At 66.3% G+C, this 11,676-nt stretch carries 13 protein-coding genes; 12 read left to right on the top strand and 1 reads right to left on the bottom strand.

What is annotated here, in order from left to right; all coding sequences use genetic code 11:
* Positions 1 to 10: 10 nt before the first annotated feature.
* Positions 11 to 607 (bottom strand): TetR/AcrR family transcriptional regulator, encoded by a 597-nt coding sequence (locus DQP56_RS05370; RefSeq protein WP_112683947.1) that lies wholly within the window; start codon positions 605 to 607, stop codon positions 11 to 13.
* 53 nt (positions 608 to 660) lie between these two features.
* On the opposite strand from DQP56_RS05370, the gene DQP56_RS05365 reads away from it, so the two are divergent.
* The 12 genes from DQP56_RS05365 to DQP56_RS05315 all read left to right on the top strand — a co-directional run.
* Positions 661 to 1,581, top strand: coding sequence for a TIGR03619 family F420-dependent LLM class oxidoreductase (locus DQP56_RS05365; RefSeq protein ID WP_112683946.1), 921 nt, complete (start codon positions 661 to 663; stop codon positions 1,579 to 1,581).
* 426 nt (positions 1,582 to 2,007) lie between these two features.
* The gene (locus tag DQP56_RS24625) at positions 2,008 to 2,415 is read left to right on the top strand and encodes a type VII secretion target (RefSeq protein ID WP_165824906.1); all 408 of its coding nucleotides are present in this window, start codon (positions 2,008 to 2,010) and stop codon (positions 2,413 to 2,415) included.
* A 24-nt stretch (positions 2,416 to 2,439) separates the two neighbouring features.
* Positions 2,440 to 3,804, top strand: coding sequence for a hypothetical protein (locus DQP56_RS05355; RefSeq protein ID WP_112683944.1), 1,365 nt, complete (start codon positions 2,440 to 2,442; stop codon positions 3,802 to 3,804).
* Complete coding sequence (locus tag DQP56_RS05350; RefSeq protein ID WP_133258887.1) at positions 3,804 to 4,490, top strand: hypothetical protein; 687 nt, start codon at positions 3,804 to 3,806, stop codon at positions 4,488 to 4,490. The genes DQP56_RS05355 and DQP56_RS05350 overlap by 1 nt, the downstream gene beginning before the upstream one ends.
* 79 nt (positions 4,491 to 4,569) lie before the next feature.
* Complete coding sequence (locus DQP56_RS25555) at positions 4,570 to 4,701, top strand: hypothetical protein (protein WP_286167707.1); 132 nt, start codon at positions 4,570 to 4,572, stop codon at positions 4,699 to 4,701.
* Positions 4,702 to 5,524: 823 nt separating this feature from the next.
* The gene (locus tag DQP56_RS05345) at positions 5,525 to 6,343 is read left to right on the top strand and encodes an SDR family NAD(P)-dependent oxidoreductase (protein ID WP_112683942.1); all 819 of its coding nucleotides are present in this window, start codon (positions 5,525 to 5,527) and stop codon (positions 6,341 to 6,343) included.
* Positions 6,344 to 6,388: 45 nt separating this feature from the next.
* Positions 6,389 to 7,054 (top strand): TetR/AcrR family transcriptional regulator, encoded by a 666-nt coding sequence (locus DQP56_RS05340; RefSeq protein ID WP_112683941.1) that lies wholly within the window; start codon positions 6,389 to 6,391, stop codon positions 7,052 to 7,054.
* Complete coding sequence (locus tag DQP56_RS05335; RefSeq protein ID WP_013830364.1) at positions 7,051 to 7,248, top strand: ferredoxin; 198 nt, start codon at positions 7,051 to 7,053, stop codon at positions 7,246 to 7,248. The genes DQP56_RS05340 and DQP56_RS05335 overlap by 4 nt, the downstream gene beginning before the upstream one ends.
* 21 nt (positions 7,249 to 7,269) lie before the next feature.
* A complete protein-coding gene (locus tag DQP56_RS05330; RefSeq protein ID WP_112683985.1) occupies positions 7,270 to 8,490 on the top strand; it encodes a cytochrome P450 in 1,221 nt (406 codons plus the stop codon).
* 23 nt (positions 8,491 to 8,513) lie between these two features.
* The gene (locus DQP56_RS05325) at positions 8,514 to 9,686 is read left to right on the top strand and encodes an amidohydrolase family protein (RefSeq protein WP_013830362.1); all 1,173 of its coding nucleotides are present in this window, start codon (positions 8,514 to 8,516) and stop codon (positions 9,684 to 9,686) included.
* Positions 9,686 to 10,930 carry a M24 family metallopeptidase gene (locus DQP56_RS05320; protein ID WP_013830361.1) on the top strand — a complete coding sequence of 415 codons (1,245 nt, stop codon included), beginning with the start codon at positions 9,686 to 9,688 and terminating at the stop codon, positions 10,928 to 10,930. Before DQP56_RS05325 ends, DQP56_RS05320 begins: the two co-directional genes overlap by 1 nt.
* Positions 10,920 to 11,676 (top strand): M24 family metallopeptidase (locus DQP56_RS05315; RefSeq protein WP_112683940.1); only part of this gene is annotated, 757 nt, incomplete at its 3' end. The genes DQP56_RS05320 and DQP56_RS05315, both read left to right, overlap by 11 nt.

The following is an 11,676-nucleotide window of genomic DNA, read 5'->3' as shown; positions in this document are numbered from 1 at the left end:
CCACGCTACTCTATGAACGTAGAGCAGCGGAAGAGGCGAGCCCGACGATGATGCCCGAAATCAAGGCTTCCAGCTCGGCGGTGCTGCCAATCCTGCGTTCCCCGGCCGCGAACCCCTGCAGCACGCCGCCGATGAACATCATCACCACGTAGGCCTGCCGGTCGGCCAAGCTCCGATCCGGCGTATGCCCGGCGGGATGTAATCGCAGCACCGCATCGGTGATCAGTGCCAGGAACCGATCGCGATAGCTGCGGAGCGCCTCGTCGAGCAACGGGTCTCGGATCGCCTGCAACGCCAGTTCCTGGCGGGCCTTGGTCCGGACCAGTCTCGTTCCGGTGGCCGAACGCATCACCAGGGCCGCCAACCCGGACGGTTCGTTCGCCGCTGCGCTCAGGTCCTTGAGGTCCAGCTCGGACACCCGGACCGCCACCGCCTGCAGCAGCGCCGACCGGGTGCGGAAGTAGAACGACGTGGTTCCATCGGGGACACCGGCTTTGCGGTCGACCTTGAGATGGCTGACCCCCTTGACCCCGTCGTCGGCGAGTAGCCGGATGGCGGTATCGCAGAGTTCGCGCCGGCGCTGATCTGGGTTGGGCTTGCGTCGCATGGTTCTGCGAGTCTAGTCCGCAATGTCTCTACTGTTGTAGAGTCAGCGGCGATATGAAGCTGGTATTCAACCTGCCCCACATGCTGCGGCTCAAAGCCATGATGCAACCGTGGGAGGCCGACGTCACCGGGGCCGACCAAACCCGGATGGCCAAGTGCGCCGACGAGTGGGGCTACGACATGATCGCCGTCCCGGAGCACTTCGTGATCCCCAGCGAGCACGTGGAGCTGTCCGGGCCGCACTATTTCCAGTCGACGACCGCTCAGGCCTATCTCGCCGGTGCGACCAACCGGATCATGCTGAACTCGTGCGTCACCGTGCTACCGCTGCACCAGCCGATCGTGCTCGCCAAGGCGCTCGCCACCGCAGACTGGCTCAGTGGCGGCCGCATGATGGTCACCTTCGGCGTGGGCTGGCTCCAACGCGAGTTCGACGTGCTCGGTGTGCCTTTCGGCGAACGCGGACGGATCGCCGACGAGTATCTGTCGGCGATCATCGAGCTGTGGACCAACGAGGCGCCGCGGTTCGCGGGCCGCTACGTGTCCTTTGACGAGGTGGCGTTCGAGCCGAAGCCGGTGCAGCGGCCCCATCTTCCGGTCTGGATCGGCGGTGACGCGGATGCGGCGTTGCGCCGGGCGGCGAAGTTCGCCTCGGGATGGTGGAGCTTCCTGACCCCGCCGGAGAAGATCGGCGAACGGGTGGACTTCATCAAATCCCAGCCGGAGTATGACGGGCGCGCCTTCGAGGTGGTGCACGGGATGGCAACCACCCGAGTCGGCGAAGGCCATGTCCGCCGTGACGACCCGAACGCCCGCTCGGGCATGAGCGGACAGCAGATCATCGACCGGTTGAGCTGGCTGGGCGAACAGGGTGTGACGGTCAGTGCTGTGCCGCTGCCGGCCGTGCGCGGCGTCGACGAATACCTCGACTATGCCCAGTGGGTGATCGAGGAGATCAAGCCGAAGGTGCCGTGATACCGGAGGCGCTCAAAGCGCAGGCGGAGCGAAGATTCTGACGACCGCCATGCGCAAGAACGGGCGGAACACGGCCTGGTCGCGCACAGGCCCTTGATCCATCCGGGTAGGCGACCTCGAAACCGAGCACTGTCACAGCAGATGTCGACGCGGGACGGCCACCATCACGACATCCGCAACTCATGGGTCAAGGACGGTATTGGCCGTCGGTGCCTTCGCCGCGGCGGAGAGATCTTCACACCGCGGCACACGACACCCGGGGACTTCGCGGCGAACCGGTCGAACGCTGCGTCGGCGAGTACTTCTATCGGACCGGACCGTACAGCTCTGAGTCCGATGCGATTAAGCCTGACCCGCGACCTGCACCGCACGCGCGTGGACGACGGTCACGTGGCCCGCGTCGCCTCCTTCAAATACAGTTCCTCCATGACCTCGCCCACCCTCAAGGTCACACCCGAAGGTCTGCGCACCGCGGCGCAGCGTTGTGAAGCCCTCGCGGCGACGGTCGCACCGGCTCTGTCCACCGTGACCATCTCCGGCTGGCAGTCCACCGGCGCAGCGACGAGTGCGGTAAATGCGGGGATGAACACCATCGCCACCGCCTGCAAATCCCGGATGGCCGCGAACGGGGCCGAGCTCACCAAAGCGGCGAGCATCTACGAGAACCAGGAAGGCCACGCCGCGCAGCGACTCACCGCGGTGGGCTCGCACCTGCCCGCCGGATCGGTCGGCGACGGCAGTGCCGGCGACCTGCCGCCCGGCTTCACTCCGCTCGCCCCGCGCGGGTCGGGCATCGATGGCGGCGCAGCCGGCGGGTTCGGGATAGGCCGGTAGCCCTCGATGTCTGGTCTACCCACTTTGTCCGAGGTCCGCGCTGCCACCTGGGACCACCTGCGGACCAACGCCGCCGCCTGGCGAAACCTCGGGCGCACCTGGGAGTCCGCGTTCACCGAGGTGCACCAATCCTCCCTGCGGCCCGGCGGGACCGACTGGACCGGTTCGGGTGCCGAAGCATTCCAGGACCGCGCCTACCTCGACCTGGTGAAGATCCGCACGCCCGTCGATGTCACCGACACCCTCGCGGGGATCGCCGAGCGTGGCGCTGACGCTCAGGGCGGCAACAAGAGTTCGGTGCTCGACACCGTGGACGACATCGAGAACGACAACTTCACCGTCGGTGAAGACTGGTCGGTGACCGACAGGATCACCTGGTACAGCTCCGCCGCGGAACTCCAACAACGCGAACAGGCAGCTGAGGACCACCGGAGCTTCCTCATGTCTAAGGTCGACAAGCTCGTCGGCGAGGAGGACGCCATCTCCCGCAACCTCACCACAGCCAGCGCGGGGTTGCACGAGTTCAGCTTCGGCGATGAGGGCGCCGACGGCGGGAATGGCGGGCAGCCGCGTGCCGGTGCCGATCCTGCTGATCCAGCGGAGCAACGCGATCTGGCGATCGTCAATGATCCCGACGCGGACCCGACGGCGCGGCAGTTAGCGCAGGAACGTCTTGACGACTTGCGAAACTCTCAAATCGTCGGTGACTTGCCAATCGATCCTGTTCTCGGAGGCGACGCACGTAGCCGAGCCCAAGCCAGACGTCAGCTTCAAGATTTTTTGGAATCCGGGCAAGCCTTTTCAGACCGCCCACCACTAACGCCGGATCAAGCTACCCAGATGGTCGACAGGCTTGAGGTCCAGGGCCGGGAAACGGTTCTTCGCGGTTTCGCCGGTCAACTGGAAGCGGCGGGCGTATCTCCGCCCGGGATCCAGCGTGCGCTCGACGAAGTGCAAAGCGGAAAGACACCCGGGCAGGTGATCCGGGAGGCGGGAGCCGGGGCAGCCGGCTGGGGCGGCGCGTTGGGCGGCGGCGCGCAGTCCCATGGTGCGGCTCTGCCGAACGGCAGGCATTGGGGGAGCGCTCAGGTGTGGTCGAAAGCGGACGCTCAAGCCCTCGAGATGTTCGGTCGACGGCTTGGTTACGCCGGCATCGGACTCGACGCTCTATTGACTTTCGACAACATCGAGCACGGGGCTCCGAAAGGCGAGGAAATTGCCAGACTTGGTGGACGCAGCCTCGGTGGAATCGCTGGAGGATTCGCGGCCGGTGCGGCGTGGGGCTCGTTGGTGGGGCCGGAGGGGACTTTGATTGTCGGACTTCTAGGGGCGGTCGCAGGCGGTATTGGTGGGGAGAAGCTCGTGACGTTGGGCCTAGGTGGTCAATGATGAGCGATTTGCTTTTCTGGGTAGTGGCCCTGTGTTTCGTTGCCGGATTCATGCTCTCGTTCCTCAACATCAGCAGAAGTATGCAGCGGCGTCTCTACTGGAGCTGTGCATGCGCAGCAGGAGTGGCTGGCGCCATGTCGACGTATCCGACGTGGGATGGCGCTGCCACGCTGGGCATTCTGCCCTTGGCGGCGATGGTGGTGATGGCCTATGTGGCCACTCCCTATATCAAGATCGGCGGAAAGATTTACTCACTGACGGTCGGCGCGCAGCGCCCCGACGCTGAAGTCGTGCCTCACGCTGAGAACGTTTCCACGGAGCCGGAAACCGATCCGACGCCGGATTCGTACAGCGGGCTCCTCACGCCGGCAACAATGTGGTGGATGCTCGTGGTGATAGCGGCAATCGCCGCCGGGAACGTATATGGCTTCGCGGTCGGGAAAGGGGAGGTTTGGGTCGCGATAACGGTGGCCGCGCTGCTTGCATTGCTGGCTGCCGGCACCGGATACGGGGACGCGAGCGGGCGTTGTCCGGTAGCGCGCAGACAGTTCGTACAGTTCGGTGTAGCGTCGGTCATCACGGCTGGCGGCTTCGCTCTGGTGTACCTGACCGCCTATTACCTCGGCCAGCGCCGACCGCTGCAACGCGCGCAGTCGATGGAACGCCGGGCCCACCCACGCCACTGAAAAGTGAAACTTTGGAGCCCCGCCCCTGACCCGATCGTCCTCGCGGGGCGTGCGCATTTCAGCCCGTCGGGGCGCGCTGATGCGAGTGTTGGCCATCGCCGCGCCGCTCGGTGCCGCGGTGATCGCAGCCAGCTACGCCCAAGTCGACACTCAAACCCTTCTTGTCCCCACCAATTACCCGCCGGTCAACGCTGAAAGCGCGGTGCGCTAATGCCACCCACACGGCTGATCACCCTCACAGTCGCGCTTCTCATTGCTCATGTGCCGACCGCCTGCGGGTTCAACAACGTCGCGAAAGTGTCCACTCAAGACATTCCCATCGACGACGCCGTGCAGAAGATCAACGGTGCCGCTAATGGGCACACCTTCCAGCATCTCTGATCCCGTTGGAAGCCACCGCACACCAGACCAACGCGCCGATGGAGACCGACAACCACATCACACTGGCTTTCAAGGCCCCGCTAGCCGACATCGACACCTACGTGACCGCGATGCACGCACGCAGGGACTACACCCTGGTGCGACCCGCTAATGGCTGTCCTTCGCCGCTGAGCGGACAGCCTCTAGTAAGGGAGCCACCGCCATCAACCGAGCTGTGGTCTGACTCCGGAGTCTTCGAACGCTGCGCACCGGTTGAGCAGTGGCAGATGTACAGCGATGAATGGACCACGCGCGAACAACGGTCGGAACCCTGTACCGCCAGGCCGACATTGACCCCAGCGGCACAGAAACCGTTAACGTGCTTTTCACACCGAGCGGGCACAACTTGTAGCCGCCGCACCAGCAACTGCGGCCGCCGAAGACGACCACAACTTCAATCGTGGGCAGGCCGACATCGCGACTGGAGCCGCCGATAACGTGAACGGCAGATTCACCGCGCTGGGTTGGGCGAATCGCCGACGGGTCGAGAACTACGAGCCGCAGACCTTCGCAACCCGCAGCAGCATTCGCCAATTAAAGCAGTCGCTTGACTGATCGGGGCGAAGCGGGTTGAGTCGAACCGCTGCGGTGTTCTCCGAGACGAAGGGCTGTAGATGGTCAACGAGCTGGCGGGCAAGACGGCGATCATCACCGGGGGAGCATCGGGTCTCGGCCGTGGCATCGCCGAACGGTTTCTCACCGAGGGCGCCCGGGTGGTCATCGCCGATTTGGATCCCGAGCACGGCGAGGCGCTGGCCCGCGAACTCGGCGCTGATGCGACGTTCCGGGTCGCCGATGTCGCCGACCCGGCCCAAGTCGGCGCGTTGGTCGAGGCCACCGTTGCGAAGTTCGGCGGGCTGGACGTCATGGTCAACAACGCCGGCGTATCGGGCACCATGCACAACCGCTTCCTCGATGACGACCTGGCCGACTTTCACCGCATCATGGCGGTCAACGTGCTCGGCGTGATGGCCGGCACCCGCGACGCCGCGCGGCAGATGTCCAAATCCGGCGGCGGGGCGATCATCAACCTGACCTCGATCGGCGGCATTCAAGCCGGTGGTGGGGTGATGACGTATCGCGCCTCCAAGGCCGCGGTCATCCAGTTCACCAAATCCGCGGCAATCGAGTTGGCCCACTATGAGATCCGGGTCAATGCCATCGCCCCCGGCAACATTCCGACACCGTTTGTGGCGTCGTCGGCCGCGGCGAATCTGGATGAGGAGGCCATCGTGCGCTATGAAGCGGCGATCCGCGAGACGATGCGCGCCGACCGGCCGCTCAAGCGCGAGGGCAGCGCCAGCGATGTTGCCGAGGCCGCGCTGTACCTCGCCGGCGAACGATCCCGGTATGTCACCGGGGTGGTGCTACCGGTCGACGGCGGGACCGTCGCCGGCAAGGCCATTCGCCGCCGCAGCGATCAATCCCGTTAAATCAATCACTTGACTTAATTGGCGGATCGGGGTTGACTGGCGGCCGTGACCACCGCTGATAGGGCAGTGCGGGCTGAGCGGGCGAACTCCACCCGGGAAGCGATCCTGACCGCCGCGGAACGGCTGTTCGCCGACCACGGGGTGTTCGCCGTCTCCAACCGGCAGGTCAGCGAGGCCGCCGGACAGGGCAACAACGCCGCCGTCGGCTACCACTTCGGCACCAAGACCGACCTGGTGCGCGAGATCGAACGCCGGCACCGGGCCCCCGTCGAGCGGTTGCGCGAACAGCTGGTCGCCGCTGCCGCCGATTCCACCGAACTGCGCGACTGGGTGTCCTGCCTGGTTCGGCCGCTCACCGACCACCTTGCCGCGCTGGGTAACCCGACCTGGTACGCGCGGTTCGCCGCACAGGTGATGGCCGATCCGGCCTACCACGACATCGTCGTGAAGGACGCGCTCAGTTCGCCGTCGCTGGTGCAGGTCATCGACGGCATCAACCGTTGCCTGCCGGACCTTCCGGTGCCGGTCCGCCAGGGCCGCAACGTGATGGCCCGAAACCTGTTGATGCACACCTGCGCCGACCATGAACGTGCGCTGGCGTCGGGTTCGTCGGCGTCCATCAGCTGGGCGGAGGCCGGGTCCGGCCTCATCGACGCGATCGTGGGGTTGTGGTTGGCGCCGGTCACCGGAGTGCAGGGAGGTTCGCCATGAAAGTCACCGCCGACCAGAACATCTGCGCGTCCTCGGGGCAGTGCGCCGCACTGGCACCCCGGGTGTTCGACCAGCGTGATGAGGACGGCGTCGTCGTCCTGCTCGATGAGAACCCGCCCGACGAATTGGCCGACGCCGTTCGTCAGGCGGTCGCAGTGTGTCCGTCCCGAGCAATCAAGATCGTTGAGGAGTAGAGCGTGACCGACGCAACCACCATGGCGGCCACCGAAACGCCGGAGTACCCGATGAGTCGGGACGGCCGGTGCCCGTTCGCCCCGCCGCCGGAGACTATGGCGCTGGCTGCGCAGGCCCCGCTGAGCCGGGTGCGGATCTGGGACGGCAGCACGCCGTGGCTGATCACCGGCTACGAGGCGGTGCGCACGCTGTTCTCCGATCCCCGGGTCAGCGTCGACGACCACCAGCCGGGCTTTCCGCATTGGAACGAGATGATGCGCGCCAGCGTCGACCACCGGCCCAAGTCGGTGTTCACCACCGATGGCGCCGAACACATCCGCTACCGGCGGATCCTGTCCCCGGCCCTGACCATGAAACGCGTCGACGCGCTGACCCCGGTGGCGCAACGGATCACCGACGAACACCTGGACGCCATCCTGGCCGGCCCGCAACCGGCCGACCTGATCGAGGGATTCGCGCTGCCGATTCCCTCCCTGGTGATCAGCGAACTGCTCGGTGTTCCCTACGAGGACCACGAATTCTTCCAGCAGCACGCCACCATGGGGGTGGACCGCAACGCCACCTCCGACGACCTCGCTGAGGGCGCCACCGAACTGTCGAAGTACCTGGTCCGGCTGCTGGAGACCAGGATGGCCGAGCCGGCCGACGACATGGTCTCCGCCCTGGGCAAGCGCGTGAAAGACGGGGAGCTATCGATACGCGAGGCCACCCAGCTCGGTACCGGAATGCTGATCGCCGGCCATGAGACCACGGCCAACATGATCGGCCTGGGCATCGTGGCCCTGCTGCATGAGGCCGACAAGATCGACGAGCGCACCGCGGTGTTCCGCGGTGACGACGACGCCGCGATCGCCAATGCGGTCGAGGAGCTGCTGCGCTACCTGTCGATCATCCACACCGGCCAGCGCCGGGTCGCCTTGGAGGACATCGAGATCGGCGGTGAGACCATCCGCGCCGGAGAGGGCATCATCATCGACCTGGCGCCGGCCAACTGGGACCCCGCCGTCTTCCCCGAGCCCGAGCTGCTCGACATGGCCCGGCCGGCCCGCCAGCACATGGCCTTCGGGTTCGGCCCGCACCAGTGCGTGGGCCAGCAGCTGGCGCGCGCCGAGATGGTGATCGCCTTCCGCACGCTGTTCCGCCGCATACCGACGCTGCGGCTCGCGGTGAGCGTCGATGAGATCCCGTTCAAGAATGACCGCCTCGCCTACGGCGTCTACGAACTCCCCGTCACCTGGTAACCGCCCGATTGGAGTGGATTGACATGTCCAGCACAACTACTCGAGACGCCACGTTCTATCCCCCCGGTGGCTACGGGGCGCCCAAGGACCGCCGCGGGCAGGCCGGACGCGATGTCGGCCTGCCGGCCGGGACCGAGGTGTTCTCCGCCGACAACCACATCTCGATAGCCGACGACATCTTCTATCAGCGCTTTCCCGAGGACCTGCGCGACAAGGCGCCCCGGATCTGGTATGAGGACGGCGCCTACATGGTCGGGCGCAAGGGTCAGACTTTCCTGCCGGGCGACTTCTCGGCGGTGCTGATGCAGTACGACGACCTGGCCGGCGCCGCCAGCAGCAATATCGAGGCCCGGATCCAGGAGCTGGCCAGCGACGGTGTCGACAAGGAGCTGGCGTTCCCCAATGCGGTGCTGGCGCTGTTTCACTTCCCCGACAAGGAACTGCGGGAGCGTGTCTTCCGCATCTACAACGAGCACATGGCCGAGCTGCAGGAGCGCTCCGGCGGCCGCTTCTACGGGGTCGGCCTGATCAACTGGTGGGATCCGGTCGGCACCCGGCGCAACCTGGAAGAGCTGAAATCGCTGGGCCTCAAGACGTTTCTGTTGCCGCTGAACCCAGGCAAGGACGACGACGGCAATGTCATCGACTACTCCAGCGCGACGATGCGCCCGGTGTGGGATGAGATCGAGGCGGCCGGGTTGCCGGTGACCCACCACATCGGCGAGACCCCGCCGAAAACCCCGTGTGAGGTCAACAGTGTCGTCGTCGGCATGATGATCAATGTCGACTCGTTCCGGGAGATGTTCTCCAAGTACATCTTCGGCGGGATCCTCGACCAGAACCCCGGCCTGCGGGTCGGCTGGTTCGAAGGGGGAATCGCCTGGGTGCCCTCGGCGTTGCAGGACGCCGAACATCTGCTCGCCTCTTATCAGCACATGTTCAACCACCAGTTGGAGCATCCGATCCGGCACTACTGGAACACCAACATGAGCGCGTCGTTCATGGTCGATCCGCTGGGCCTGCGGCTCATCGACGAGATCGGGGTGGACAAGGTGATGTGGTCGTCGGACTACCCGCACAACGAGAGCACCTTCGGCTACTCGGAGAAGTCACTGACCAGCGTGGTCAACGCGTTGGGGCCCGAGGATGCTGCAAAAGTGGTGAGCACCAACATCAAGAAGTTTCTGGGGGTCTGATGGGGCCGGCTGCGGCAACGCTGCCGGCCGCGGCCGGCAGCGTTGAGATCGCAGATGTCCCGGACCGCGCCCGGTTACGCCGAGAGACCGGCGCCCGGTTGCGTGCGGCGATGACCGAACGCGGAATCGACGCCCTGGTGCTGCTGGGCAACGACGCCGTCACCTACGCGACCGGAACCAGCCGGCGGCTCGGCGACGCCGGACTGTCCCACGTGGACCGACCGGTAGCGGTGGTCCTCGCCGATGACCCCCACCCGCATCTGTTCCTGCCGTTCCACCGAGGCGGTTCGGAGAACCCGGAGCTGCCGGCCGATCACCTGCACGGGCCGGTGTACCTCGAATTCGATGAAGGGGTAGCGCAGTTCGCCAAGGAGATCGCCGAACTCATTCCGGCTGGCTCCGCAATCGGCGTCGACGAGTGCACCGGTGCCATGCGTCGCGCTCAGCAGCACCTCTTTCCCGGCCGACGGCCGATCGATGCGATACAGGTGGTCTCCGACGCCAAGTTGATCAAGACCGCCGATGAGCTGTCCTACATCCGCTCCGCCTGCCGGATCACCGAGCAGGCGATGGCCGCCGCGCAGGCGATGCTGGCGCCCGGCGCCCGCCAACTCGACCTGTCCGCGCACTTCCTGCGGCGGGCGTTCGAATTGGGCGCGGACGCCAGCATGTTCGAACCGATCTGGCAAGTGATGCCGGCCAGCAGGTCCGCCGGGGTGTGGACCACCCACGGTGAGCTGGCGCTGCCACTGCTGGCCACCGGGCGTGAGCTGACCGCCGGAGACGTGCTGTGGAGCCAGGTCTCGATCAGCTGTGGCGGGTACTGCTCAGAACTCGGGCGCACCTGGATCGCCGGATCCGAACCGACGTCACGCCAGCGTGCCCAGTTCCGGAGGTGGCGGGAGATCATCTCGGCCATGCAGGAAGTGATCCGCGCGGGCTGCAATGCCGCCGAGCTGGCCCGGGCGGCCACCGCCGCCAACGCCGGCGTGCGGCCGTGGCTGCCGCACGGTTGCCTCGGCCACGGCATCGGCGTGACCGATACCGAGATGCCCAAGATCGGCACCGACCTGGGTGCAGAGTTCGACCGCAATTTCGTCTTCGAGCCGGGCATGGTGCTGGTGCTGGAGCCGATCGTGTGGGAGGACGGCACCGGTGGTTACCGCGGCGAAGAGGTCGTGGTGATCACCGAGGACGGCTTCATCTCGCTGACCGACTACCCGTTTGCGCCCTATGAGCACTGACGTTCTGGCCGACGTCGCCGGGCTGCGCTGCGGGCGGCGGGAGCGTGCGCTGGCCCAGATGGCCGCCCATGACCTCGACGTGCTGGTACTGGGCCGCCAGGCCAATGTCCGCTATGTCACCGGCGCGCCGCAGCGCTGGATGGCCGGCACCCGGCCGTTCTCGCCCAACTGCGTGCTGGTGCGCGCAACGGGCGCCATCCACCTGCTGAGCAGCTGGGACGACGGTGTCCCCGACGACATCCCGCACGACAATCTCTACGAGATCTCCTGCAATCCAACGAATATCATTGCCGCGCTGGCGCATATCGAGGGCGCTCTCAGCGCGCGTCGGGTCGGAACCGACGCGATCTCACCGCTGTTCGCCCAGCTGCTGCCGCTGGCCTTCCCCAAAGCTGAACTCGTCGACGGTGAACCGGCTATGCGGGCGGCCCGGGCGATCAAGACGCCCGACGAGCTGACCGCGCTGCGCAGCGCCATCGCCGTCGCGGAGTCGGCGCTGGCCGCAACGGTGGACGCACTGCAGCCCGGGGTTGGTGAGGCGGCCCTGGCCGGGGCGATGATGCAGGCGATGGCCGGGGCTGGGGGCACTCCGGCGAACCAGGACGTCGCCTGGGTGACCTCACGCGACCAGCCGTGGCGACGGGCAGTGGGCGATGGGCGGGTCGGGCCCGGGGACCTGGTGGGAATCTCGGCCGCCGTGGTTGCCGGCGGCTACCTCGGTGAGGTGGGACGCACCCATGTCGCCG

The sequence above is a fragment of the Mycolicibacter senuensis genome, from assembly GCF_003284925.1.
In the GTDB taxonomy this organism is placed as follows: Bacteria; Actinomycetota; Actinomycetes; order Mycobacteriales; family Mycobacteriaceae; genus Mycobacterium; species Mycobacterium algericum_A.
This window is presented reverse-complemented; position numbering and strand designations above follow the sequence as displayed.

What these genes read in the sequence shown, in the direction of transcription:
- DQP56_RS05365 (WP_112683946.1), top strand. Translation starts at nt 661, where the DNA reads ATGAAGCTGGTATTCAACCTGCCCCACATGCTGCGGCTCAAAGCCATG.
- DQP56_RS05350 (WP_133258887.1), top strand. Translation starts at nt 3,804, where the DNA reads ATGAGCGATTTGCTTTTCTGGGTAGTGGCCCTGTGTTTCGTTGCCGGA.
- DQP56_RS05330 (WP_112683985.1), top strand. Translation starts at nt 7,270, where the DNA reads ATGGCGGCCACCGAAACGCCGGAGTACCCGATGAGTCGGGACGGCCGG.
- DQP56_RS24625 (WP_165824906.1), top strand. Translation starts at nt 2,008, where the DNA reads ATGACCTCGCCCACCCTCAAGGTCACACCCGAAGGTCTGCGCACCGCG.
- DQP56_RS05320 (WP_013830361.1), top strand. Translation starts at nt 9,686, where the DNA reads ATGGGGCCGGCTGCGGCAACGCTGCCGGCCGCGGCCGGCAGCGTTGAG.
- DQP56_RS05345 (WP_112683942.1), top strand. Translation starts at nt 5,525, where the DNA reads ATGGTCAACGAGCTGGCGGGCAAGACGGCGATCATCACCGGGGGAGCA.
- DQP56_RS25555 (WP_286167707.1), top strand. Translation starts at nt 4,570, where the DNA reads ATGCGAGTGTTGGCCATCGCCGCGCCGCTCGGTGCCGCGGTGATCGCA.
- DQP56_RS05335 (WP_013830364.1), top strand. Translation starts at nt 7,051, where the DNA reads ATGAAAGTCACCGCCGACCAGAACATCTGCGCGTCCTCGGGGCAGTGC.
- DQP56_RS05370 (WP_112683947.1), bottom strand. Translation starts at nt 607, where the DNA reads ATGCGACGCAAGCCCAACCCAGATCAGCGCCGGCGCGAACTCTGCGAT.
- DQP56_RS05325 (WP_013830362.1), top strand. Translation starts at nt 8,514, where the DNA reads ATGTCCAGCACAACTACTCGAGACGCCACGTTCTATCCCCCCGGTGGC.